The sequence below is a fragment of the Streptomyces natalensis ATCC 27448 genome, from assembly GCF_000935125.1.
In the GTDB taxonomy this organism is placed as follows: domain Bacteria; phylum Actinomycetota; class Actinomycetes; order Streptomycetales; family Streptomycetaceae; genus Streptomyces; species Streptomyces natalensis.
Map to the genome: position 1 here is coordinate 18,675 of NZ_JRKI01000006.1, position 24,209 is coordinate 42,883.

Genomic DNA, 24,209 nt, shown 5'->3' on the forward strand with positions numbered 1-24,209 from the left:
GCGCAGCGACGGGGTGCGAGGGCAGGAGGACGTCGGCAGGGTTCGCCGGAGGCCCTGACCTCCGTCCGAGCGTCGCGCCGCGCCACCTCGTCCCCCTCGCTACTCGCCCCCCGATTCCGCCGCCTCCTGGGGCTCCGAGTCCTCCGAGGCCCCCGCGCCCGTGCGCCGCGCGCCCACCGCCGCCCGCTCCAGCAACCCCGTACGCGCAGCCAGCGCCGCCGCCTCCAGTCGGGAGCCGACCTCCAGCTTCATCAGGACCCGTTGGACGTGGGTGCGGGCGGTGCTCGGGGCGATGTCCATGCCCGCGGCGATCAGGCGGGTGTCCTCGCCGTCGGCTACCCGCATCAGGACCTCGACCTCGCGTGGGGTGAGGAGTTGGAGGAGGCGGGCGCCCTCGTCGTCGGGTTGGGCCGCCGGGTGCAGGAGTTCCTCGAAGGCCTGCTGCAACAGCAGGGGGGAGACCGCCGATTCGCCGGCGCGCGCCTTGAGCATGGCGCGCTCGACGCCCTCGATCCGTTCGTCGTTACGGACATAGCCGGACGCCCCGGCGGCGAAGGCGGCCGCGATCCCGCGGGGGCTGGGCACCGGGCCCAGCACCACCACCGAGATCTGCGGCCGTTCCTTCTTGATCCGTACGACGGGATCGAAGACGCCGGGCGCCGCGGGCGTGGCACAGCCCAGCAGGCACACCTCCGGTGCCCGGCTGACCACCAGGTCCGCGGCGCCGGCGCTCGGCGCCGCGGCCGCCAGCACGCGGTGTCCGCGCAGCTTCAGTGCCGAGGCCAGCGCCTCGGCGAGCAGCCGGTGATCGTCGACCACCATGAGCCGCACGACCATCGAGAACCCCCTCACCTCCCGGCGCGGGGCCCGCCCCCGGCCTCCGCCGGGTCCCTTTTTTGTCCCGCGAATTGTCCCCGGGAAGCTACACGTTCGGCCGACGCCGCGCGCCCCCTCCCCGGGGGAAGACCCCCAAAATGCGGGCTTCTTGGCCAATCCCGGCCGAGAGCCGCCCCCGCGGCCCCCGGCCCGCGCCGTCAGGCGTCCTCGGCCAGCTCCAGCCAGCGCATCTCCAGCTCCTCGCGTTCACCGGCCAGTTCCCGCAGCTGGGCGTCGAGCCCGGCGACCTTTTCGAAGTCGGTGGCGTGCTCGGCGATCTGGGTGTGGAGCTTGGTTTCCTTGTCGCCGATCTTGTCGAGCTGCCGCTCGATCTTCTGGAGTTCCTTTTGTGCGGCGCGGTTGACGGCCGCGGTCTTCTTGGGCGCGGCGGACTGCTGCGCGGGGGCGGGCGTCACGGCCTCGACGGCCTTGCGGCGGCGTTCGAGGTACTCGTCGATGCCGCGCGGGAGCATCCGCAGGGTGGCGTCGCCCAGGAGCGCGTGGACCCGGTCGGTGGTGCGCTCTATGAAGTACCGGTCGTGGCTGATGACGATCAGCGAGCCGGGCCAGCCGTCGAGCACGTCCTCCAGCTGGGTCAGGGTCTGGATGTCGAGGTCGTTGGTGGGCTCGTCGAGGAAGAGGACGTTGGGCTCGTCCATCAGGAGGCGGAGGATCTGGAGGCGGCGGCGCTCACCGCCGGAGAGGTCGCCGACCGGGGTCCACTGCTTCTCCTTGGTGAAGCCGAATTTCTCGCAGAGCTGGCCGGCGGTCATCTCCCGGCCCTTGCCGAGGTCGACGCGTTCGCGGACCTTCTGGACGGCCTCCAGGACGCGCCAGGACGGGTCCAGCTCGGCGACCTCCTGGGAGAGGTAGGCGAGTTTCACGGTCTTGCCGACGACGATCTTTCCGGCCGCGGGCTGCGCCTCGCCTCCCGTACGGGCCGCCTCGGCCAGCGCCCGCAGCAGCGAGGTCTTGCCCGCGCCGTTGACGCCGACCAGGCCGATCCGGTCGCCGGGGCCGAGCTGCCAGGTCAGGTGCTTGAGCAGTTCCTTCGGCCCGGCCTGGACGGTGACGTCCTCCAGCTCGAAGACGGTTTTGCCGAGGCGGGAGTTGGCGAACTTCATCAGCTCGGCGGTGTCGCGCGGCGGCGGCACGTCCGCGATCAGTTCGTTGGCGGCCTCGATGCGGAAACGGGGCTTGCTGGTACGGGCCGGGGCGCCGCGCCGCAGCCAGGCCAGTTCCTTGCGCATCAGGTTCTGCCGCTTGGTCTCTTCGCTGGCCGCGATCCGCTCCCGCTCGGCGCGGGCGAAGACGTAGTCGCTGTAGCCGCCCTCGTACTCGTGGATCGCGCCGCGCTGGACGTCCCACATCCGCGTACAGACCTGGTCGAGGAACCAGCGGTCGTGGGTGACGACGACCAGGGCGCTGCGGCGGGCCCGCAGATGGCCGGCCAGCCACGAAATGCCTTCGACGTCGAGGTGGTTGGTGGGCTCGTCCAGGACGATCAGGTCCTGTTCGGCGATGAGGAGTTTGGCCAGGGCGATGCGGCGGCGCTCGCCGCCGGAGAGCGGGCCGATGACGGTGTCCAGGCCCTTGTCGAAGCCCGGCAGGTGGAGATCGCCGAAGAGGCCGGTCAGGATGTCGCGGACGGTGGCGTTGCCGGCCCACTCGTGATCGGCCATATCGCCGATGACCTCGTGCCGGATGGTGGCGGCCGGGTCGAGGGAGTCGTGCTGGGTCAGGACGCCCAGCCGCAGTCCGCCGCTGTGGGTGACCCGGCCCTGATCGGCGTCCTCCAGCTTGGCGAGGATGTTGATCAGGGTGGTCTTGCCGTCACCGTTGCGCCCGACGACGCCGATCCGGTCCCCCTCGTTGACGCCGAGCGAGACACCGTCGAGCAGGGCACGGGTTCCGTAGACCTTGCCGACGGCTTCCAGATTGACGAGGTTGGTGGCCATTGCGCTCCTTGCTGCCGGCCCGCGCGGCTCCGGATCGGCGCGCGCTCGTGGGGCAACCACCAGGATCCCACGGAGCCGCCCGGAGGCCGAAAGCCAGGGCTCAGGGCCATCGGACTAGGCGAGGGTGGCCCCCGGCGCCGGGGAGTCCGCGAGACGTACGTCCCGGCAGGTGCCCGAGGCCGTCAGGGCCGCCGCGACCTGCTGCGCCGCCTGGTGGTCCTTGACGAGGAAGGCGGTGGTCGGGCCGGAGCCGGAGACCAGGGCGGCCAGGGCGCCCGCGTCCGTACCGGCGGCCAGGGTGGCGCTCAGGTCGGGCCGCAGGGACAGCGCGGCGGGCTGGAGGTCGTTGGCCAGGGCGCCGGCGAGGGCGGCGGCATCGCCCGCCTCCAGGGCGGCCAGCAGGGCGGGGTCGGCCTGCGGCGCGGGGACGGCGGTGCCCTCGGTCAGCCGGTCGAACTCACCGTAGACGGCCGGGGTGGACAGCCCGCCCTCGGCGACCGCGAAGACCCAGTGGAAGGCGCCGCCGACCGGCAGCGGGGTCAGCAGCTCACCGCGGCCGCGGCCCAGCGCCGCCCCGCCGACCAGGCTGAACGGCACATCGCTGCCCAACTCCGCGCAGATCTCCAGGAGTTCCTCGCGAGTGGCGCCCGTCGACCAGAGGGTGTCGCAGGCGAGCAGGGCGCCGGCGGCGTCCGCGCTGCCGCCTGCCATACCGCCCGCGACGGGGATGTCCTTGGCGATGTGGACGTGGACGTGCGGTGCGATGTCGTGGCGGGCCGCGAGCAGCTCGGCGGCGCGGGCCGCCAGGTTCGTACCGTCCAGCGGGATCTGGTCGGCGTCATGGCCCTCGGCGGTGATCCGCAGGGCGTCGGAGGGGGTGACGGTGATCTCGTCGTAGAGGCCGACCGCGAGGAAGACGTTCGCCAGGTCGTGGAAGCCGTCGGGCCGGGCCGCGCCGACCGCCAGCTGCACATTGACCTTGGCCGGTACCCGTACGGTGACCGTCGCACCGCTCGTCCCGCTTGCCCTCATCCGCCGTCTCCCTGTCGCTTGTTCTCCGCAATCCGCGCGAATTCCTCGACAGTAAGCGCCTCACCCCGCGCCTGCGGGGAAATCCCGGCCGCCACCAGCGCGGCTTCCGCCGCGGCGGCCGAACCGGCCCACCCCGACAGCGCCGCCCGCAGCGTCTTGCGCCGCTGGGCGAAGGCGGCGTCGACCACCGCGAAGACCTCGTCCCGGCTCGCCGTCGTCTCCAGCGGCTTCTCCCGCCGTACGAGGGAGACCAGCCCGGAGTCGACGTTCGGCGCGGGCCAGAAGACGTTGCGGCCGATCGCGCCGGCCCGCTTGACCTCGGCGTACCAGTTGGCCTTGACCGACGGCACGCCGTAGACCTTGTTGCCGGGGCGGGCGGCGAGCCGGTCGGCGACCTCGGCCTGGACCATGACCAGGGTGCGGTCGATGGTGGGGAAGGTCGCGAGCATGTGCAGCAGGACGGGGACCGCGACGTTGTAGGGGAGGTTGGCGACCAGCGCGGTGGGCGCGGGGCCGGGCAGCTCGGTGACGTGCATGGCGTCGGTGTGCACCAGCGCGAAGCGGTCGGCGCGCTCGGGCAGCCGGGCGGCGACGGTGGCGGGCAGCGCGGCGGCCAGCACCTCGTCGATCTCGACGGCGGTGACCCGGTCGGCGGCCTCCAGCAGCGCCAGGGTCAGCGACCCCAGCCCCGGCCCGACCTCGACCACCACGTCGTCGGGGCGCACCCCGGCGGTGCGCACGATCCGGCGGACGGTGTTGGCGTCGATGACGAAGTTCTGGCCGCGCTGCTTGGTGGGCCGTACGCCCAGCGCGGCGGCCAGCTCCCGGACATCGGCGGGCCCGAGGAGGGGGCCGGAATCGTCACTGCTGCTGCTGTTGCTCACCCGTGAAGCTTACGGCCCGTCCCCGCAGGTCCTCACCCGTGCAGCTGGTGCCCACAGACCGGCCAGGGGCTCGCGCCCCGCGTCAGATAGAGCTTCTTGGCCCGGTAGGTCTGCTCGCCGGCGGGGGCGTCCTGCGGGCGGCCGCTGCCGCCGAGGGCGTGCCAGGTGCCGACGTCGAACTGGTAGAGCCCGCCGTAGATCCCCGACGCATCGACCGCGTCCGGCCGCCCGCCCGCCTCGCACCGCGCCAGGTCGTCCCAGGCCAGATTCTCGGCGCCGGCGACGGAGTCCGGCAGCGGCCGGGTGCCGATGTGCACGATCTGCGGGTGCGGCCGGCGCACCACCTCGGCGGCCGTCCGCCGCGGCTTCTGCCGGACGCCGTTGACGGTGCGCAGCCGGTAGGTGACCCGCCGCACGCCGGGCCGCCCCTGCCGGACCACGGATTCGGTGCCGCGGGCCAGCGTGGGGTCGTGCCGGGTGACCGTACGGAACGGGATCGGCTCCTCGCGGACCTCCTTGCGGCCGGTGATCCGCAGCACCGAGATGCTCTGCCCCTCGCGCGGGAAGCTGTCCGGCGGCACCGAGGTGGTGTCCTCGCCGTGCAGGGCGAGCCCGGCCTGCGCCAGCGCCTCGCGGACGGTGGCGGCGTTGGTGCGGATGCGGTGCTCGCGGCCGTCGGCGAGGAAGACCACGGAGCGTTCGGTGCGCACGGCCAGCTCCAGTCCGTGCCGCTCGATACGGCGGGAGCGGGAGCTGGAGAGATAGGCGCCCTCGGCCCGTACGCCGAGCTGTTGGAGCGCGCCGTCGACGGTTTCGGCGCTGGTCCACACCCGCTGTTGCTGTCCGTCGAGGGTGAGGACGACGGGGCGGCGGTGCCGGACGACGACCTCGTCGCCGCTGTGGAGGACGTCGCCGGGGGCGGGGGCCACGATGTCGTGCGGGCCGACGGGCAGTTCCTCGTCGGTGAGCAGGTCCTCGACGTCGGCGGCGAAGGTGTGCAGGGTGCGGGGTCTGCCGTCGACGGTGAGGCGGACGGCCTTGTCATGGGCGATGAAGGCGGTGGTGCCGCCGGCGAGGAAGGCCACGACCAGGGCGCGGGGCACCAGTCGCCGCAGGGTTTCGGGGCGCCGGGAGGCGCGCCTGCGACGGCCGTGTGCGGCCCGGTGGCTGCTGGGTGAAGGACTCACGACGCTCCCGATGCCACAGATCCGTATCCGGTATCCGGTTGACGGGCGGAGGGTAGCGGGAGCGGCGGTCACTCTCCAAAGTCGTTCGATTACGGAGCGTGCCGTGGGGTGTGCGGGCCGGTGGTCGCGGCGGGCGGCTCAGTAGGCGAAGGCGCGTGCCGTGTTCGCCGCGACGGCCGAGGCCAGCGCGTCCTCGGTCATGCCCTTGACCTCGGCCATCGCGCGCAGGGTCAGCGGAATGAGATACGGCGCGTTCGCTCGTCCGCGGTACGGCGCGGGGGTGAGGAAGGGGGCGTCGGTCTCGACGAGCACCAGTTCGGGCGGGGCGACGGCGAGGGCGTCGCGCAGCGGCTGGGCGTTCTTGAAGGTGACGTTGCCGGCGAAGGACATGAAGTAGCCGGCCTCGGCGCAGACCTTCGCCATCGCGGCGTCGCCGGAATAGCAGTGGAAGACCACCCGCTCGGGCGCGCCCTCCTCCCGCAGGATCCGCAGGACGTCGTCATGCGCCTCGCGGTCGTGGATGACCAGGGCCTTGCCGTGCCGTTTGGCGATCTCGATATGGGCGCGGAAGGACCGCTGCTGGGCGGCCATGCCCTCGGGGCCGGTACGGAAGTGGTCGAGGCCGGTCTCGCCGACGCCGCGGACCTCGGGCCGGGCGGCCAGCGCGTCGATCTCGGCGAGCGCCGCGTCCAGGGCGGCGTCCCCGCCGGGCTCCCGCGCCCCCTGCCGTGACCAGCCGTCGGGGTCCCCGAGCACGATCCGCGGCGCCTCGTTGGGATGCAGCGCGACGGCCGCGTGCACGCTCTCGTAGGCCGCGGCGGTGTCGGCGGCCCACCGCGAACCGGCCAGATCACAGCCCACCTGGACGACCGTGGTCACCCCGACCGAAGCGGCCTTGGCGAGCGCCTCCTCGACCTCTTGGACTCTGGGGGCACCTCCCAGCGTTAGCTGGGGGAGCATGTCGAGGTGGGTGTGCGAATCCGCGACCGGGACCCGCAGCGGGGCGGGCAGCGGCGGCGGGGTGGTCTTGTCGTCCTGCGGTGCCATGGCCGCGATCCTACGAGGACCGCGGCCAGGGGCCTTATCCGCGGGCGGTCACTTGCGCATGGCCTGGATGGGATGCAGCAGGTCGGAGAGGTGCCAGTGGTGGCGCCCGTCGTCCCCGTCACCGTCCGTACAGTCCTCGGCCGCCTCGGAAGGGGCGGCCGATTTCTTTGCGTTCTTGGCGTTCTTCGCGTTTTTCGCGTGACCGCCCTGGCGCTGATGCATGTTCGCTATCGCGTCGGAGACCATCGAGACCTGGCCCGAGCGCATGATCCTGACGACGTTACTGCCGCAGCTCACGCACAGGGGCCGGGTCAACGGGGACGGCACACGCTCGCCGTCCGCGTAGTAGACGACGTGGAGCTCGCCCTTGGCGTCCACATGGTGCTCTATTTCGTACGCCTGCTCCCAGCCGTGGCCGCACCGCATGCACGCGAAGGCGTACGCCTCATGTGCCGCAGGCTCGGCGGACCGGGGAAAAGGGGAAACTCCGCGCGGGTTTGCCGTACTGGTGGTCTTGGCGATGTCGCTCATGTGCGCTCCCTCTTGTCCACAGGACAAGGCAAGGTTCCGGGACCGTACGTCCCACACCTAGTGGACGCCCTTTCCGGCCAGATGCGCAGCTCAGCTGCTTGCTATTGGCCCAGATTTGACAGGTGGCAGGGAAAACACCCGGCTGCGCGAGGACTGCCTTTACCTTCCAGGCTAGCCATTTACCTGCCCGTGGGTCGGTTCTGGGCGAGCGGCATTTTTGGCCGCGACCACCGCGTCGAAAACCTGCCGCTTGGGCAGCCCCAGTTCCGCCGCAACCGCCGCAATGGCCTCCTTGCGCCGCTCCCCCGCCTCCTCGCGCACCCGCACCCGGCGCACCAGCTCCTCGGGGCCCAGCTCCTGCGGACCGGCCTCCGGAGCGCCCTCGACCACGATGGTGATCTCGCCCCGTACGCCCTCGGCGGCCCACTGCGCCAGCTCCCCCAGCGGCCCCCGCTTGACCTCCTCATAGGTTTTGGTCAGCTCGCGGCACACCGCCGCCCGCCGCTCCGCGCCGAAGACCTCGGCCATCGCGGCCAGGGTGTCGTCCAGCCGGTGCGGCGCCTCGAAATAGACCAGGGTGCGGCGCTCGTCGGCCACCTCGCGCAGCCGCGAGAGCCGCTCGCCGGTCTTGCGGGGCGGGAAGCCCTCGAAGCAGAAGCGGTCCACCGGCAGACCGGACACCGCCAGGGCGGTGAGCACCGCGGACGGGCCCGGTACGGCGGTGACCTTCACCCCGCGCTCCACGGCCGCCGCCACCAGCCGGTATCCGGGGTCGGACACCGAGGGCATCCCGGCGTCCGTGACCAGCAGCACCCGCGCCCCGCCGGCCAGCGCCTCCGCCAGCTCCGGAGTGCGCGCCGCCTCGTTGCCCTCGAAGTACGACACGATCCGCCCGGCCGGCTGGACCTCAAGCGCCTGGGTCAGCCGGCGCAGCCGCCGGGTGTCCTCGGCGGCGATCACATCGGCGGCGGCCAGCTCGGCGGCCAGCCGCGGCGGCGCGTCCGCGATCTCACCGATGGGCGTCCCTGCAAGTACCAGCGTTCCAGTCACGCCCCCATCCTCGCAGGACCACCCGGACGGCACGGCACGCGGCGGAGGGCGGGCCGGGGCAGGAGCCGACGTCGGTTCCGGAGAAGCTGTGTTCCGGAGAACCTGTCGATCACCACACGGACGGCACGGCGCCCCGGTCCGCGGCGCTGAACGCCGGTCCACAGAGTGCTTCCCTACGATGGGCCGGGTGACGAGTGACACCACCGCGACCGAGACCGGCGCGCACCGCACCGGGTACCCGGACCGGCAGCCCGCCGTGTGGCAGCTGCGGCTGCGCCGTTTCGGCTACCGGGTCCGCCCGCACGGCGATCTGCGGACGCGGCTGGTGGCCCCCTACCCGGCGCCGGCACTGCGGCTGTGGGCGACGCTCGGCGTGGGCCCGGACGCCGCCGTACGGCTGGCGCGCTGGGCGGCCTGGACCGGCCCGCTCCTGGTGGCGCTGGTCGCGGGCATGCTGCGGTTCTGGCATCTGGGCAGTCCGCACGACGTGATATTCGACGAGACGTACTACCCCAAGGACGCCTGGTCGCTGCTCAAGTACGGCTACGAGGGCACCTGGGACAAGAACGCCAACGCGGCGCTCGTCGGACCGCATCCCAAGATCCTGCTCTCGCCCCAGGCGTCGTACGTCGTCCATCCCCCGATGGGCAAATGGCTGATCGCCCTCGGCGAGTGGGCGTTCGGTATGAACCCCTTCGGCTGGCGCTTCATGGTCGCCCTGCTGGGCACCGTGTCCGTCTTCCTCGTCTGCCGTATCGGGCGCCGCCTGATGCGCTCCACCGCGCTGGGCTGTCTGGCCGGTGCGCTGCTGGCGGTCGACGGGCTGCATTTCGTCATGAGCCGCACGGCCCTGCTCGACCTGATCGTGATGTTCTGGGTGCTGGCCGCCTTCGGCTGCCTCCTGGTGGACCGCGACCGCACCCGGGCCCGGCTGGCCGCGGCGCTGCCGATCGGCCATGGGGGCACCTCCCGTTCGAGCGGAGCCGAGAATGGGGGAGGCGTGATGCGCCCCGAGGAGACCGTCGGCGACCGGCTCCGCCTCGGCTGGCGCCCCTGGCGTATCGCGGCCGGTCTGTGCCTGGGACTGGCCTCCGCCACCAAGTGGAACGGCCTGTACTACATGGCCGCGTTCGCCCTGATGTCCGTCCTGTGGGACGTGGCCGCCCGCCGCATCGCCGGCGCCCGCCGCCCCTTCCGCTCCATGCTGCGCCGCGACGCCGTCCCCGCCTTCGGCGCCACCGTCGTCGTCGCCCTGGCCACTTATCTGGCGTCCTGGTCCGGCTGGCTCTTCACCAAGGGCGGCTACTACCGCGACTGGGCCACCACCCCCGAGGGCCGCACCGGCTCGTGGACCTGGCTGCCGGACTGGCTGCGCAGCCTGTGGCACTACCAGACCGAGGTCTACGCCTTCCACACCGGCCTGACCACGCCGCACACCTACCAGTCCAACCCGTGGAGCTGGCTGGTCCTGGGCCGCCCCGTCTCGTACTTCTACAAGGACCCCGCCGCCGGCCGGCAGGGCTGCACCGCCGCCGAGGGCTGCGCCCGCGAGGTCCTGGCGCTGGGCACCCCGCTCCTGTGGTGGGCCGCCTGCTTCGCCCTGCTCTACGCCCTCTACCGCTGGGCCTTCAAACGCGACTGGCGGGCCGGCGCCATCGCCTGCGGCGTCGCCGCCGGCTACCTCCCGTGGTTCCTCTACCAGGAACGCACGATCTTCCTCTTCTACGCCGTCGTCTTCGTGCCGTTCCTGTGCCTGGCGCTGGCGATGATGGTCGGGGCGATCATCGGACCGCCCGGCGCGAACGAACGCCGCCAGACGATCGGGGCGGTGGGCGCGGGAGTACTCGTCCTGCTGATCATCTGGAACTTCATCTACTTCTATCCGCTGTACACGGGGATGCCGATCCCCAAGTCGGCCTGGCACAACCGGATGTGGCTGGACAGCTGGGTGTAACGGCCGGCAGCCGCCCGCGCGGCCCGACAGCGGATGTAGCCGCCGTCACACCGCGATCACACCCGTACAGCAACGCGTCACCGGACCGTTCTCCGATCGAGACTGACCGGGAGCCGTTCACTTCCCCGTGTCCCTTAGAGTGCGACGGACGTTCTTGTGTGCGTATTCGGGAACGCGCTCTCTGGGAGGGGATCGGTGGCATGCGCCGCGAGGTGAAGTACGGGCTGATCGGCGGATCGGTGGCCCTGGTGGCGGGAGTCGTCGGCGGCTTCACGCTGTTCGGCGGCTCCGACGACGGTTCGTCGCCCCAGCAGGTCACGTCGGCGGACGCCAAGTCGGGCGGTGAGAAGCCGCACGTCAAGACCGGGCCGCTCACGGCCGAGGAAGTACGCGCGACATCGCAGGAATTCCTGAAGTCCTGGCAGAGCGGCGAGGCCGCCAAGGCCGCCGAGCTGACGGATGACCCCACCGCCGCGGAAAGCGCCCTGGCGGCCTTCAGCAAGCAGGCGCACTTCTCGAACGTGACCGTCACGCCGGGCACACCATCGGGCGACAAGGTGCCGTACACGGTCACCACCCAGATCGACTACAACGGCAAGAAGGTGCCGTACTCGTACCGCACCGCCGCCTCCGTCCAGCGGAACAAGACCACCGGGAAGCCGCAGATCGCCTGGCAGCCGGCGATCCTGCACCCGGACCTGGCCAAGGGCGACGAACTGCGCACCGGCGAGGCCGAGGCGCCGCCGATCAAGGCCGTGGACCGCAACGGCACCGAGCTGACCCCTAAGGCGTACCCCTCGCTGGCCGGGGTCCTCGACAGCCTGCGCGACAAGTACGGCAGCAAGACCAACGGCAAGCCCGGCGTGGAGCTGTTCATCCACCGCGCCACCGCCACCAAGCCCGCCGACCAGCAGCCCGACAAAACGCTGAAGGTGCTCTCCAAGGGCACCCCGGGCACCTTGAAGACCACCCTGGACGCCAAGCTCCAGGCGGCGGCCGAGAAGGCCGTCGCGGGCAAGAAGGAAGCCTCCGCCGCCGCGGTCAAGCCCAGCACCGGCGAGATCCTGGCGCTGGCCAACTCCCCGGCCAAGGGCTTCAACATGGCCACCCAGGGGTCGTACGCCCCCGGCTCGACGATGAAGGTCGTCACCTCGGCGCTGCTGATCGACAAGGGCCTGACCGCGCCGGACAAGAAGAACCCCTGCCCCAAGTACGTCACCGTCGGCGGCTGGAAGTTCCAGAACCTCAACAAGTCCGAGATCAAGGACGGCACGTTCGCGCAGAGCTTCGCCGCGTCCTGCAACAACGCCTTCATCTCGCACGCCAAGGACCTCCAGGACGACGACCTGACCAACGAGGCCCGGGACGTCTTCGGCATCGGCCTGAACTGGCAGACCGGCATCCCCACCTTCGACGGTGCGGTGCCGGTGCAGCACGACGCGCAGATGGCGGCGTCGCTGATCGGCCAGGGCGGCGTGCGGATGAACCCGCTGAATGTCGCCACGCTCGCCGCGACCGTGCAGTCCGGCTCCTTCCACCAGCCGTACATCGTCGCCCAGTCCCTCGACAACCGGACGTTCGCCAAGACCTCCGGCGGCTTCAAGTCGGGCACCCAGGCCGCGCTGAAGTCGCTGATGAAGCTGACCGCGACCTCCGGTACGGCAGCCGAGGCGATGGCCGGGGTCAGCGGTGACGTCGGCGCCAAGACCGGTTCGGCCGAGGTCGACAACCAGAAGAAGCCCAACGCCTGGTTCACCGCCTACCGCGACGACCTGGCCGCGGCGGCCGTCGTCCCGGCCAGCGGCCACGGCGGCTCCAACGCGGGCCCGGTGGTCCGCGCGATCCTGACGGCGGGCTGAGCTTCCAACCGGCCCTGGGGCGGGGTGCCTTCAGGTGCCCCGCCCCAGGCGCCGTTCGGGGTGTCCCGTCCGGACGTCCTCAGGGGTGGGGCACACCACATCCCACCTGCCGGAATTCCTTCACATGGCCCGTACAGCCTTCGCTAGCGTGCGGGCCATGACCGTTTCCGCCGCCCCCCTGGACCCCCGCGAGCGCACCCCGTGACGCCGCTCGTCGTCGCGGCCGTCCTCCTGGCCGCCGTCACCCACGCCAGCTGGAACGCGATCGCCCACGGCATACGCGACCAACTCCTCGCCTTCACCCTGGTGGGAGGCGGCGGCGCTCTGTGCGGCGCCGTCCTGCTGACCTGCACGCCCGTGCCCGTCCCGGCAGCCTGGCCCTACCTGGTGGCCTCCGCCGTGATCCACATCCTCTATCAGGCGCTGCTGATGCGGTCGTTCCGCCTGGGCGACTTCGGCCAGATGTACCCGATAGCCCGCGGCACGGCGCCCCTGGTGGTCACCGTCCTGGCCGCCGTCTTCGTCCACGAACTGCCCGACGCCTGGGCCCTGGCCGGGGTGGCTCTGGCGTCCGCGGGCCTGGTCGGGCTGGCCGTATGGGGCATCCGCGGCGCCGGGACCAGCCCTCACTGGGCGGCCATCGTCGCCGCGCTGGCCACCGGCCTGTCCATCGCCGCATACACCACCGTCGACGGCCTGGGCGTCCGCGCCTCCGGCAGCCCCCTCGGCTATATCGCGTGGCTGATGATCCTCCAGGGCCTGGTCATCCCCGCCTACGCGCTCGCCACCCGGCGCCGCCGACTGCTGACCGAACTGCGGCCCCTCGCCGTGCGCGGCGTGGCCGGCGGCATCCTCTCCGTCTTCGCCTACGGCCTGGTCCTGTGGGCCCAGACCCGCGCTCCCCTGGCCCCCATCGCCGCCCTCCGCGAGTCCTCCATCATTGTCGGCGCCGCCATCGGCGCCCTCTTCTTCAAGGAACGCTTCGGGGCCCCGCGGATCGCCGCCGCGGGCCTGATGGTCGTGGGCATCGGGCTGATGCTGCACACGGGGTGAGGCGGGGCGCGGGGCGGAGCGTGCGGCACGCGGTGAGGCGGGGCCGGGCCCGGCCGGGCGTCAGCGCCGCCGGCGGGTGAGGGCGGCGTTGGCCTTCATCAGCAGCGGGATCAGGCCGTAGGCGGCTATCGGCACGATGATCGCGGTCAGGATCAACGTCCGCACGAACAGCGGCAGTTGGGCCGTGACGGGGCCCAGCAGGCCGAGGACGAGCGTGACCGTCGGGTAGATGGCCAGCCAGGTGATCAGGGCCCGGCGGTGCACGGACGGAGCGCCCGGGGCGGCCCCCTGCGCGGTGGACACGCTCGTGGACGTACTCGTGGCCGTACTCATGGACGCGTTCGTGGACACACTTGTGGACGTCATCGCGCTCTCCCCCTCGGACCAAAACTCCAACCAACGGGTTGGAGTCTGCCACAGCAACGTCCGCTCTCCAACCCATCGGTTGGAAATGCCGCGGAGTCCGTCCTACAGTCGTGCGATGGCCTGGGACACCGCACGCACCAAGCAGCTTCTCCTCGACGCCGCGGTCGAGGAATTCGCCGCATACGGCCCCGAGGGCGCCCGCGTCGCCCGTATCGCGACCCGTGCGGGCATCAACAAGGAGCGGATCTACACCTACTTCGGCAACAAGGACCAACTGTTCGCCGCGGTGCTCGACTCCGAACTGCAAAAGGCCGCCGCCGCGGTCCCGCTCACCCCGGAACAGGCCGCCGACCTGGGCGATTTCGCGGGCCGGGTCTACGACTACCACCACCGGCATCCGCACTTCGCCCGGCTGCTCGCCTGGGAGGGCCTGCACTACCGGGGCGAGGTGGCCGCCGAACGCGAACGCACCGCCCACTACTGCGAGAAGATCGCCGCGGTGACCGGGGCCCAGCAGTCCGGCACCCTCACCGACGACCTCGACGCCGGCGCCCTGGTGCGGGCGGTGATCGCCCTGACCGCCTCCTGGTTCACCCTCCCCCAGCTGGGGCATCTGCTGACCCCGGCGGCCGCCAAGGGCCCCTCGGCCGCCCAGCGCGAGCTGCTGGTCGGCCTGGTCCGGCACCTGACGACCTGACGAGCGTCACCGCCACCGCGGACCGGCCGGGCGCGGCGCACCACTCAGCCGGCCCTGCCTCATGGCGCAGCCCGCACCGCTCAGCCGGCCACGCCCCACGGCGCAGCCCGCACCACTCAGCCGGCCACGCCCGATGCCGCGGCCCGTACCAGTGCCTGGGCCCGCGGATCCGCCGTCACGTTCTTCTGCATGCCGTTGGTGACGTATCCGAAGGCGAACCCGCTCTCCGGATCGGCGAACGCCAGCGCGCCGCCGCGCCCCGGATGCCCGAACGATCCCGGCCCCAGCAGCGGCGACGCGGCGCCGTGCAGCATGAAGCCGAGGCCGAAGCGCGTGCCCACCAGGAGCGTGCGGTCCAGCCCCGCCGACTCCTCGGTCCGCGCCAGGGTCAGCGTGGCCGGTGCGAACAGCCGCGGATGCCCGTCGACGGGCCCGATCAGCGCCGCATAACACCGGGCCAGCGCCCGCGCGGTGGCGATTCCGGCCGACGCCGGGAGTTCGGCGGCCCGGTATTCGGGGGCGTTCTCATCGGCCATGGGCGAAATGGCTTCGAACGCCCGCCGGGTGAGCGAGGACGGATCCGCATACGCCTCGGCCACCGACCGCTTCGTCCGCACCCGCAGCCCGGCGGCTCCCCCGCCCGCGGCCGCCGGCGGCTCGATCTCGGCCAGCCGCCCCACCCGGGGCTGCTCGCCCTCCGGAAGACCTATCCACATCTCCAGCCCGAGCGGCCCGGATATCTCCTCCGCGACCCAGCTGCCGAGCGTCCGCCCGGTCACCCGCAGCACCAGCTCACCGATGAGCCAGCTGTAGGTCTGTGCGTGGTAGCCGTGCTCGCTCCCCGGCTCCCATACGGGCGCCTGCGCGGCCAGCGCCGCCGCGCCGCTCACCCCGTCGATGGCCTGGGCGGGCGTCAGCGGCGTATCGAGAACGGGCAGCCCGGCGCGGTGCGAGAGCAGATGCCGGACCAGCACCCGCTCTTTTCCCGCCGCCTTGAATTCGGGCCAGTACGTGCCGACCGGCGCATCGAGATCCAGCAGGCCGCGCTGATGCAGCAGCAGCGGAACGATCGCCGCGATGCCCTTGGTGGCGGACCGGACGACCTGCGCCGTCCCCGCCTCCCACGGCTGTGCGGTGGCGGCGTCCGCGGCCGCGTCGCCGTCCTTGGCGCCGCCCCAGAGGTCCACCACTTTCCGCCCGTGGCGGTAGACGGCGACCGCCGCGCCCCGCTCGCCGCGCCGCGCAAAGTTGTCCACGAATGCGTCCCGGACCGGCTCGAAGCCGTCCTCGACCGTGCCCTGGACGTCCACCACTGATTCCCGCTTCCCACTCATCCGTCGCTTTGGTGACCCATCAATGGTGCAACGCGCAGATCAGTGCTGATGACCAGGTCCCCGGCCAGTGGGATTCATCACATGGAGCCGCCGGGACGGCAATGGGCGGCCCTCGGACCGGAAACGAACCGGCCCTCACACCGGAAACGAATCGGTTTCCTCACACCGGCAACGAAACCGACCGCGGATCGAATCCGAACGGCAATTCCAGCCGATGGCCGCGCATCAGTTCCTCGTCGCACAGCAATTCCTGCGTGCTGCCGTCCGCCACCAGCACTCCGCCCGACAGCACCACGGACCGCGGACACAGTTCCAGCGCATACGGCAGATCATGGGTGACCATCAAAACCGTCACCTCCAACGACCGCAGAATGTCCGCGAGTTCGCGCCGCGAGGCCGGGTCGAGATTGGACGACGGCTCGTCCAGTACGAGAATTTCCGGCCGCATCGCCAGCACCGTGGCCACCGCGACCCGCCGCCGCTGCCCGAAGGACAGATGGTGCGGCGGCCGGTCCGCGAACCCGGCCATCCCGACCCGTTCCAGCGCCTCCGTGACCCGCTCGGCCAGCTCCGCACCGCGCAGCCCGGCGGCCGCGGGACCGAAGGCGACGTCCTCCCGTACGGTCGGCATGAACAACTGGTCGTCGGGATCCTGGAAAACGATCCCCACCTTCCGCCGGATCTCCGCGAGGTTTTCCTTGCCCACCGGCAGTCCGGCAACGGCCACGGATCCCGCGCCCGCCTCCAGAATCCCGTTCAGATGCAGCACGAGCGTGGTCTTTCCTGCCCCATTGGGCCCGAGCAGCGCCACCCGCTCACCGCGCTCGATGGACAGATCGACCCCGAAAAGCGCCTGATGCCCGTCCGGATAGGCATAGGCGAGGCCGGAAACCTCCAGGGAGGGAGCGAAAGAGGCGGGCGGCATGGTCGTACTCACAGGGTCCATCCCAAAAGGCATACGGCAAGGGCGGAAAGCGGCAGCAGTGCGGCGCGGGTCCATTGTGCGCGGCCCGCGGCGGCGTCGGAGAGAACGGGCATGGTGCCGGTATAACCCCGGCTGACCATGGCGAGATGCACGCGCTCACCCCGCTCGTAGGAGCGGATGAACAGCGCGCCGGCGGATTTGGCGAGCACTCCCCAGTGCCGTACGCCCCGCGCCTCGAAACCGCGCGACAACCGTGCGATCCGCATCCGCCGCATTTCATCGGTGATCACATCGCCGTAGCGGATCATGAACGAGGCAATCTGGACGAGCAGCGGCGGCATGCGCAGCCGCTGGAGTCCGAGCAGCAATTCCCGCAGTTCGGTGGTCGACGCCAGCAGAACGGATGCGGCGACGCCCAGCGTGCCCTTGGCCAGGATGTTCCAGGCGCCCCACAGTCCGGAAACGCTCAGGCTCAGCCATCCGACCTGAACCCGCGGCCCCTCCGCCACAAACGGCATCAGCACCGCAAAGGCCACGAACGGCACCTCGATCAGCAACCGCTTGAGCAGAAATCCCGCCGGAATACGGGCCACACCCGCAACGGCCGCAATCAGCACCGCATACAGCCCGAAGGCCCATACGGCTTCCCTCGGTGTGGACACCACGATCAGCACAAAGCAGAAAACGGCGGCGATTTTGCAGTGCGGCGGCAGCGCATGCACCGGCGAATGCCCGTGACGGTAGAGCTTATGAGCATGCCCGGCGCCCATCAGGCACGCTCGCCCGCGACACCGGCCGCCGGGGCGGCGCCTTCGGCCTTGCGCCGCCGCAGCACGACGAAGACGCCGGTGCCGACGGCCAGGGTCGCGCCGACCCCGATGACACCGGCCAGCCCGCCCGCGAGGCGCGCATTGCCGATGTCCTTGACGCTGTAACCGGCCAGCGGCGAGTCCTCGGTCGCGTGCTTCTTGGTGTTCTTGTCGATGCCCTGGTCGTGGGCGACCTTCTCCAGGCCGTCGGGGCTGGCGGAGGCGTAGTAGCTGATGCCGCCCGCGCACACCAGCGCGGCGGCGAGCCCGGCGAGCCAGACCTTCCGCACGGAACGGCGGGGGGCGGCGGCGGGCGTCGGCGTGACCGGCTTGGCGGCCGTGGCCGGGACCGGTTCCGCTGCCGCCGCCGGGGCCGGGGCCGATGCCGGGGCCGATGCCGGTGCGGTCAACGGCGACGTCCGCAATTCCAGCGGCCTGGCCAGCCCCCGCGCCCCGTACACCAGATCCGGCCGTACGGCCATCACCGCGCCCACCGTCAAGGCCGTGATCACGGCCTCCCCCATGCCGATCAGCACATGCACGCCGACCATGGCGGTGAAGACCTTGCCGATCGACACATCGGCCGTCCCGCCCAGCGCATACATCCCGGTGAAGGCGACCGCCGCGGCCGGCACCGACACCAGCGCCGCCACGAAGGACGCCACCGTCACCGACCGGCGCCGCCTGGGCAGCACCTTCACCAGCCCGCGGAACAGGGCATAGGCGACGACCGTCGTCACGATCGCCATATCGGTGATGTTCACGCCAAGCGCCGTCAGCCCGCCGTCGGCGAACAGCACGCCCTGCATCAACAGCACCACCGACACACACAGCACACCCGTGTACGGCCCCACGAGGATCGCCGCGAGCGCACCGCCGAGCAGATGCCCGCTCGTGCCCGCCGCGACCGGGAAGTTCAGCATCTGCACGGCGAAGATGAACGCCGCCACCAGCCCGGCCAACGGCGCCGTCCGCTCGGCCCCGCCACCGCCCTGCCCCGTACCCGCCAGCTCCCGCCGGGCACCACGCAGACTGACCGCGACCGCGGTCGCGGCCAATGCGCCGGTCGCCGCCGACACCGGCGCATTGATGAATCCATCGGGTACGTGCATCTCAGGCTGACTCCACTCCAGCTCCGCTCCAGAGCTCCACTTCCGGCTCTGCAACCAGCCAATGGTGGGGCCTACTGCAAAGGAGTTGCAAGAGCGCCCGTAGTGCGGAACGTTACAGCCCGCAGTTACTGCCCCGTAACGCAACACACGCCCCCGGGGCAGCGCAGTGGCCCGCCAAAGGACCCGTCAAAGGGACCCGCCAAGGGACCCGCCAAGGGACCCGCCAGACAGCAGGTTCCGCTGAGCCAGACGGGGGGCGCATCGGCCGTAATCGCCTCCCGCCTCCATTGCCTCCTTATGAAGGAAGCGCCGGGCGGGCCGCGGCCCGACTCATGTCCGTTATGCCGATGATGTTCCGTATTCGTGCCCTTCGCAGTTCTCCGGCCCGGCTCCGACGGGCCGCTGCGGCATGCGCGAATACGGAAGGAGAGAACAGTGTCCGAGCAGCAGGATGAGAAGGCGGAGCAGAGCGTCGGGGAGTTCACGCTCGCGGGTCCGCTGAGCTCCACACCGCCGGATGCGCTGGCGCATCCGGTCCCGGAACCGGACGACGTATGGCAGCTGCCGAACGGTTTCGCGCATGTCTTCTACGGCGAAGGAAACAAAGGGATCACCCGGCCGGTGATCATGGCCGACGGCTTCTACCTCGGCAAGAGCGACCTCAAGTGGCTCTACGCCGGCCTCAACGGCGACTTCCCCTTCCTCAGCGAACTGCGCCGCCGGGGCCGGGACGTCATCCTGCTGGGCTTCGACGAGCGCAGCGCCTCGATCCTGGACAACGCCGAGACCGCGATGGCGGCCATCATGCGGACCATCGCCGAGCAGATGGGCAGCGCGCCGCTGACGGTGGGCGGCTTCAGCATGGGCGGCATGGTCACCCGCTATGCGCTCGCCAAACTGGAGCAGCAGCAGGTCGACCACCGCGCCCGCGTCTACTTCTCCTACGACAGCCCGCACCGCGGCGCCGTCATCCCCGTCGGCCTCCAGGCGTTCTCGCACTTCATCCCCGTCCCCAACCCCTTCGCCCGGCAGATGAACAGCCCCGCCGCCCGGCAGATGCTCTGGCGGCACTACGACCCGAAGAGCGGGAAGATCGGGATCGCGCCCGAACGCACGGAATTCCTGCGGAAGCTGGAGGAGGTCGGCGGCTGGCCGCGTATGCCGCGCATCTTCGCGCTCGCCAACGGCCGCGGCGACGGCACGGGCCTGGCGATCCCGCCCGGCGAGACCGCCATGAAGGTCGAGCGGATCTACCCGGGCACCACCTTCTACGCCCAGGCACAGGGCAAGGACGTCATCGTCGCCGAGCTGAAGCGGCGGTTCCCCCCGGCCGAGAAGACGGTGACGACGAACGACTTCCCCGAACTGGACGGCGCCCCGGGCGGCACCCTCCGCTCGTACGGGATCCTCGGCGACATGCTGAAGAAGTTCGGCGCCCGGGTCGACCTGCGGCACGAGGAGATCTGCTTCGTCCCCGCCGTCAGCGCGGTCGCGATCCGCGACATCGACCGGCAGAAGGACCTGTACGCGAACATCGACGACCTCGACCCGTCGGAGAGCGAGTTCGACGACTTCATCTGCTCCTCGACGACAACGGAGCACGCCGCCGTCACGGAAGAACTGTGCGGGTGGCTGCTGGACCGGCTGCCCGACTGACCACCCTCCCGCCGCCCCCGGGTCGGGCCGTGAGTTTCTGACGGCCCGACCCGGGCTACCGCGCCGGGCGCGGTCCGCCGACGGCGCTACGAGTCAGTTACGCGCGCCCGACCCGGCGCGTATGTGCCCTATGAAAGCGGCCAGCCCGGATGGCGTGGCCGCCAGGATCCGGTGCGGAGTGTCGCTCTCCCGGAGCAGCACGGTCTGGTTGGTGGCGGCGAGCTCGACGCAGTTGGGCGCGTCGCCACCGCTGGAAAACGACGACTTCTGCCACACAATGCCGTGTGCCATGTCGGGCCTCCCTTCGCCTAGGCCCTTCACTTGTAAAACACCGGAAGGGTCACTTGGGTTGCCGATGGTTACCTTGCCTCGCATCGCAAGTGCCACACAAGCGCCGCGAGTTGAGTGGGAGTGGCCGAAAGCACCTGCGTCGGGGCGTCGCTCTCGCGGAGAAGTACGCCGTCCTCGGCCATGGCAAGTTCCAGGCAGTTCGGTGCATCCTGCCCGCCGGAGAACGACGACTTCTGCCACACGACGGCCTGTGCCATGGCGGAACCTTTCACATGCTGTGGACGAGGCGCTGGATGAATTCCCTCGACTCTACGGTCCCCAACGCCGCCTTCTCCACCTCGTCCAACAGGGCTCGATGCCGGATGAGTTGGGCCTCGGCACCCACGAACGACCCTCCTTGTGGACTATCCATCAGAACGGTATCGAGCTGGGGCACAGGCCCGCCTGCGTACAGCATGGGGAAGCACAGACCGGCAAAGTCCTCCGCAGCGAACGGCACCACACGCAAGGTGACTTGCGGCAACTCGGACTGCTCCAGAACGTGGCGAAGCTGCCTGCGGGCAACGCTGCTGTCGCCGGCCTTGATGCGTAGCGCCGCTTCGTGGATGACGACGTCATAGCGAGCAGGCCGTTCGCCGACGAGGAACTCCTGACGGCGCCGCCGGAACCGGACCCGTGCCGCGATTTCGTCGTCCGACAACTGCGGCGTCGACACAGCGAACATCGCGCGAATCTGCTCTTCGGTCTGGAGCAAGCCCGGGATGCTCACGCTCTCGAAGGCACGCAAGCTGGCGGCATGGTGCTCCAGTTCGGCCATGTCCAGGTAGCCGGACGGCACCAGCCCCCGGTACTCCTCCCACCAACCGCGGCCACGTTCGTTCGCCATGGCCACCAGCGCATCCACGAATGCGGCGTCACCACACGCGTATTGGCTGCCGAGAAACCGGACCCGTTCCTCGCTCACTCCGACGCGTCCCGCCTCCGTCATGGAGATCTTGGTCTGCGCAATACCCGTCGCCTCGGACGCCTGACGGATCGACCAGCCTGCCCGCTCCCGAAGTTTGCGCAGCTCGGCACCCAGCCGCTCCTGCCGGGCGGTGATGACGGTCCTCGCTGGCATGCACCCTTCCCTTCCTGAGAGTTGAGAAGTGTGAGTATTCCAGTCCGGCTTGACCAGGGTGAGCACTCACCCCTACCTTGAGTGACGCATCGCACACGCTACGGATCCGGAAACACCGGAAGCGCATCGCCCCGTCATGCCGTGACGGCCGCGACATTGCCACCGGCGCCGTTCATTCGCCGCGTACGTCTCAACTCCCTCACTCCCAACCGGAGTTACGCATGCCTGGAATCACTGACGTCGACGCGATCGAACCCTGGGAATACTCCCTCTACATCCCCCACGACGCCCGCGCCGTCCCCATCACCCGCCGCACCCTCCGTCTCATCCTCACCGCCCACGGCCTGCCTGGTCTCCTCGACGTCGCCGAACTCCTGGCCACCGAGCTGATCACCAACGCCGTACGCCACACCAAGGGCCCCGCGGCGCTGCGTATCCACTGGGCGGACGGCATCCTCCGTATCGGGGCCTGGGATACGGACCCGACCCCGCCCGCGCCCGTACTGCGCCTGACAGAGGTTCCCGAGACGGGGCGCGGGCTGGACCTCGTCCACCACTGCGCGGACAAGTGGGGCTGGTATCCGCTGCTGAGTGCCGGGGACCTGGGCAAGTACGTGTGGTGCGAGCTGGCCGCGGCCGCATGACGGGGGCGGGATTGCCCCAGGGCTCGACGACGGCAGTCAGGACGCGCCGTCGAAGGCGACGTCCTTGGTCGCGACCGTCCCGGCCGTCCGCCCCGGCGCCGCCTGACGGCTCCAGTACAGGTTCGTGTGGGCTATGACCTGGTCCGGCGGCGGCGCCCCCCACGCCGTCTTGTCGAACGTCGTGTGGGCATCACTGACAAGGGTGACGTCGTACCCCCGGACGAACGCGCCGTGGAGCGTCGAGCGGACGCACGCATCGGTCTCCGAGCCGACGACGACGAGCCGCCCGACCCCGAGACCCGAGAGCACGGTCTCAAGGGCGGTGTCCTCGAAGGAGTCGCCGTAGTTCTTCTCGACGAGCGGCTCGGCGTCGTCCGGAGTCAGCTCGGGGACGATCCGCCAGCGTCGCTCCCCCTCACCAGTTCGTCGTCGGAGTGCTGGACCCAGACAACCGGGACCCGCTCCCGCCGCGCCTGGTCGACCAGGCCGGCGATGTTCGCGACGACCGCATCGCGCTCATGAGCCGCCTCGACGACGGCGTTCTGCACGTCGACGACGAGGAGTGCGGTGTTCGGACGGTTCTCAAGTGTGGTCATGGTCTCCCCCTACTCACGCTGCTCGCGCTTGCTCCCGTTTCCACGCAGCGTAGCCCCGCCCACTGACAGCGAGTCTGCGCGTTGCGGATCATCCCCGCCCCGCCGGACCAGCAGGCTCCCCAAGGCTGTTCGCCGATGCAGGACCGAGCGGCCGGTGCGGGTCGTCGTGATCAGACCCGCGGCCCGTAGCGCGGCGGTGTGGGCGGAGGCGGTGGCGTTGCTGATGCGCAGGCGGCGGGCGAGTTGGGTGGTGGTGTGGGGGTCGGCGAGGTGGTGGAGGGCATCGGCGCGGGTGTGGCCGAGGACTCCGGAGAGCGCGTTGTGCGGGTCGCCGCCCGGTCCGGGAGGCGTGGGCGGGAGGCCCGTACCGGCCGGGTAGGTCAGGTGGAGGGGGCCGCCGGGCGGGTCGGCGATGAGGGGGTGGCCGGTCCAGTGGAAGGTGGGGACGAGGACCAGGCCGCGGCCCTGGAGGGTAAGGGTACGGTCCGTTGGGGACGCCAACTCCCATGTGTTGCAGGAGAGTTGGGATCCGGGGAGCGCCGAGGTCAGCGCGTGGGCGACGCCCTGTTCGGCGGTGGTTACGGCGTGGCGGGTGAATTCCGCGTGGTGCAGGTCCTGGATCAGGGGCCATACGGGGCGCAGCACCGCCTCGAAGGCCGCCTGCTGGGCGCGACGGAGGACGTGCCAGGCGTCGGCGTCGCCCCGGTGGAGGCCGCGGATCCATGGGGGCGGCGGGGCCGGGTGGGGCGCGTGGACGCGTGCGAGTTCGGCGCGGACCAAGGCGGGCGGCGTGGCCCGTACGGTGTCGAGGCCCTCCTGGAGGGTGTCGGCGAAGACGTCGAGGAAGAGCGGGGCCGTGTCCCCGGGGACCAGGTCCCGTAGCGCGCCTACGGCCGGCGGTAGGGAGCGGAGCAGGCGGCGGCGCCAGCGGCCGAACAGAAGGGCGTCATCCGGGAGGCACATCTTCATCAGGGCCACGTTCAGCTCTTGCAGCGGGGCCGGGCGGCGCGCGAAGCGGACGCGGGCGAAGTCGTCGGCGGCGAAGTGGATACGGATCGCCATATTTCCCGTCCTCGTGTCGCGCCAGCGTTTCGGGCAGGGCCTCAACCTTCGCTCGTCCCCCCTCCGTCGGCCAGCATTCGCCAGAGACGCAGCAAGGCACAAGCAAGTAGCGGCGCAGGGGGTAGCGGGCGATGTTCGGCACAAAAACGGACGGTTACGGGGGCCG

General features: G+C 71.0%; 23 protein-coding genes and 1 pseudogene. 6 read left to right on the top strand and 18 right to left on the bottom strand.

The genetic code is table 11. The features are described from left to right. Positions 1 to 99: 99 nt before the first annotated feature. The 8 genes from SNA_RS04400 to rsmI form a co-directional block, all read right to left on the bottom strand. On the bottom strand, positions 100 to 837 hold the full coding sequence (locus SNA_RS04400) for a response regulator transcription factor (RefSeq protein WP_030066927.1): 738 nt from the start codon (positions 835 to 837) through the stop codon (positions 100 to 102). 197 nt (positions 838 to 1,034) lie between these two features. After that, complete coding sequence (locus SNA_RS04405; RefSeq protein WP_044363362.1) at positions 1,035 to 2,834, bottom strand: ABC-F family ATP-binding cassette domain-containing protein; 1,800 nt, start codon at positions 2,832 to 2,834, stop codon at positions 1,035 to 1,037. Positions 2,835 to 2,948: 114 nt separating this feature from the next. Next, positions 2,949 to 3,866 (bottom strand): 4-(cytidine 5'-diphospho)-2-C-methyl-D-erythritol kinase, encoded by a 918-nt coding sequence (locus SNA_RS04410; protein WP_030066930.1) that lies wholly within the window; start codon positions 3,864 to 3,866, stop codon positions 2,949 to 2,951. Continuing rightward, positions 3,863 to 4,750: a 16S rRNA (adenine(1518)-N(6)/adenine(1519)-N(6))-dimethyltransferase RsmA gene (rsmA, locus tag SNA_RS04415; protein WP_044363364.1), complete on the bottom strand. Its 888-nt coding sequence runs from the start codon at positions 4,748 to 4,750 to the stop codon at positions 3,863 to 3,865. Before rsmA ends, SNA_RS04410 begins: the two co-directional genes overlap by 4 nt. Positions 4,751 to 4,782: 32 nt before the next feature. Next, positions 4,783 to 5,937, bottom strand: a complete 1,155-nt coding sequence (locus SNA_RS04420; protein ID WP_044363367.1) for a resuscitation-promoting factor — start codon at positions 5,935 to 5,937, stop codon at positions 4,783 to 4,785. A gap of 138 nt (positions 5,938 to 6,075) precedes the next feature. Then, on the bottom strand, positions 6,076 to 6,984 hold the full coding sequence (locus SNA_RS04425; protein WP_030066934.1) for a TatD family hydrolase: 909 nt from the start codon (positions 6,982 to 6,984) through the stop codon (positions 6,076 to 6,078). A gap of 48 nt (positions 6,985 to 7,032) precedes the next feature. Continuing rightward, the gene (locus SNA_RS04430; RefSeq protein ID WP_030066935.1) at positions 7,033 to 7,515 is read right to left on the bottom strand and encodes a hypothetical protein; all 483 of its coding nucleotides are present in this window, start codon (positions 7,513 to 7,515) and stop codon (positions 7,033 to 7,035) included. 171 nt (positions 7,516 to 7,686) lie between these two features. Next, entirely contained in the window at positions 7,687 to 8,565 is an 879-nt protein-coding gene (gene rsmI, locus SNA_RS04435) for a 16S rRNA (cytidine(1402)-2'-O)-methyltransferase (RefSeq protein WP_044363370.1), read from the bottom strand. A gap of 178 nt (positions 8,566 to 8,743) precedes the next feature. Here rsmI and SNA_RS04440 point away from each other — a divergent pair, with 178 nt between their 5' ends. From SNA_RS04440 to SNA_RS04450, 3 genes are all read left to right on the top strand, one after another. After that, on the top strand, positions 8,744 to 10,519 hold the full coding sequence (locus SNA_RS04440; protein WP_044363373.1) for a dolichyl-phosphate-mannose--protein mannosyltransferase: 1,776 nt from the start codon (positions 8,744 to 8,746) through the stop codon (positions 10,517 to 10,519). Between the two features lie 200 nt (positions 10,520 to 10,719). Beyond that, on the top strand, positions 10,720 to 12,378 hold the full coding sequence (locus SNA_RS04445) for a penicillin-binding transpeptidase domain-containing protein (protein ID WP_044363375.1): 1,659 nt from the start codon (positions 10,720 to 10,722) through the stop codon (positions 12,376 to 12,378). Between the two features lie 201 nt (positions 12,379 to 12,579). After that, a complete protein-coding gene (locus SNA_RS04450; protein WP_030066941.1) occupies positions 12,580 to 13,431 on the top strand; it encodes a DMT family transporter in 852 nt (283 codons plus the stop codon). Positions 13,432 to 13,491: 60 nt separating this feature from the next. On the opposite strand, the gene SNA_RS04455 is transcribed toward SNA_RS04450, so the two are convergent. Continuing rightward, positions 13,492 to 13,764 carry a putative antibiotic biosynthesis monooxygenase gene (locus tag SNA_RS04455; RefSeq protein ID WP_030066942.1) on the bottom strand — a complete coding sequence of 91 codons (273 nt, stop codon included), beginning with the start codon at positions 13,762 to 13,764 and terminating at the stop codon, positions 13,492 to 13,494. Between the two features lie 148 nt (positions 13,765 to 13,912). Here SNA_RS04455 and SNA_RS04460 point away from each other — a divergent pair, with 148 nt between their 5' ends. Next, complete coding sequence (locus SNA_RS04460) at positions 13,913 to 14,494, top strand: TetR/AcrR family transcriptional regulator (RefSeq protein ID WP_030066943.1); 582 nt, start codon at positions 13,913 to 13,915, stop codon at positions 14,492 to 14,494. Between the two features lie 116 nt (positions 14,495 to 14,610). Here SNA_RS04460 and SNA_RS04465 read toward each other — a convergent pair whose 3' ends face one another. The 4 genes from SNA_RS04465 to SNA_RS04480 form a co-directional block, all read right to left on the bottom strand. Further along, entirely contained in the window at positions 14,611 to 15,828 is a 1,218-nt protein-coding gene (locus SNA_RS04465; protein ID WP_044363377.1) for a serine hydrolase domain-containing protein, read from the bottom strand. A gap of 160 nt (positions 15,829 to 15,988) precedes the next feature. Next, a complete protein-coding gene (locus SNA_RS04470; protein WP_044363380.1) occupies positions 15,989 to 16,774 on the bottom strand; it encodes an energy-coupling factor ABC transporter ATP-binding protein in 786 nt (261 codons plus the stop codon). After that, positions 16,762 to 17,523, bottom strand: coding sequence for a cobalt ECF transporter T component CbiQ (gene cbiQ / locus SNA_RS04475; protein ID WP_030066946.1), 762 nt, complete (start codon positions 17,521 to 17,523; stop codon positions 16,762 to 16,764). The genes SNA_RS04470 and cbiQ overlap by 13 nt, the downstream gene beginning before the upstream one ends. Then, positions 17,523 to 18,674, bottom strand: coding sequence for an energy-coupling factor ABC transporter permease (locus SNA_RS04480; RefSeq protein WP_030066947.1), 1,152 nt, complete (start codon positions 18,672 to 18,674; stop codon positions 17,523 to 17,525). The genes cbiQ and SNA_RS04480 overlap by 1 nt, the downstream gene beginning before the upstream one ends. A gap of 435 nt (positions 18,675 to 19,109) precedes the next feature. On the opposite strand from SNA_RS04480, the gene SNA_RS04485 reads away from it, so the two are divergent. After that, positions 19,110 to 20,330: an esterase/lipase family protein gene (locus SNA_RS04485; protein ID WP_030066948.1), complete on the top strand. Its 1,221-nt coding sequence runs from the start codon at positions 19,110 to 19,112 to the stop codon at positions 20,328 to 20,330. A gap of 93 nt (positions 20,331 to 20,423) precedes the next feature. Here the strand turns inward: SNA_RS04485 and SNA_RS04490 are convergent, their stop codons facing one another. The 3 genes from SNA_RS04490 to SNA_RS04500 form a co-directional block, all read right to left on the bottom strand. Further along, a complete protein-coding gene (locus tag SNA_RS04490; protein ID WP_030066949.1) occupies positions 20,424 to 20,621 on the bottom strand; it encodes a DUF397 domain-containing protein in 198 nt (65 codons plus the stop codon). A 68-nt stretch (positions 20,622 to 20,689) separates the two neighbouring features. Further along, positions 20,690 to 20,878, bottom strand: a complete 189-nt coding sequence (locus SNA_RS04495; RefSeq protein WP_030066950.1) for a DUF397 domain-containing protein — start codon at positions 20,876 to 20,878, stop codon at positions 20,690 to 20,692. Positions 20,879 to 20,889: 11 nt separating this feature from the next. Further along, complete coding sequence (locus tag SNA_RS04500; RefSeq protein WP_338059798.1) at positions 20,890 to 21,807, bottom strand: helix-turn-helix domain-containing protein; 918 nt, start codon at positions 21,805 to 21,807, stop codon at positions 20,890 to 20,892. A gap of 155 nt (positions 21,808 to 21,962) precedes the next feature. Between SNA_RS04500 and SNA_RS04505 the strand changes: the two genes are divergently transcribed. Then, entirely contained in the window at positions 21,963 to 22,385 is a 423-nt protein-coding gene (locus SNA_RS04505; protein WP_030066952.1) for an ATP-binding protein, read from the top strand. 36 nt (positions 22,386 to 22,421) lie between these two features. On the opposite strand, the pseudogene SNA_RS04510 reads toward SNA_RS04505, so the two are convergent. Together SNA_RS04510 and SNA_RS04515 are read right to left on the bottom strand one after the other, a co-directional pair. Then, a pseudogene (locus SNA_RS04510) lies at positions 22,422 to 22,981 on the bottom strand (isochorismatase family protein). A 9-nt stretch (positions 22,982 to 22,990) separates the two neighbouring features. Further along, complete coding sequence (locus SNA_RS04515; RefSeq protein WP_063752674.1) at positions 22,991 to 24,043, bottom strand: ArsR/SmtB family transcription factor; 1,053 nt, start codon at positions 24,041 to 24,043, stop codon at positions 22,991 to 22,993. Between the last annotated feature and the right edge of the window lie 166 nt (positions 24,044 to 24,209).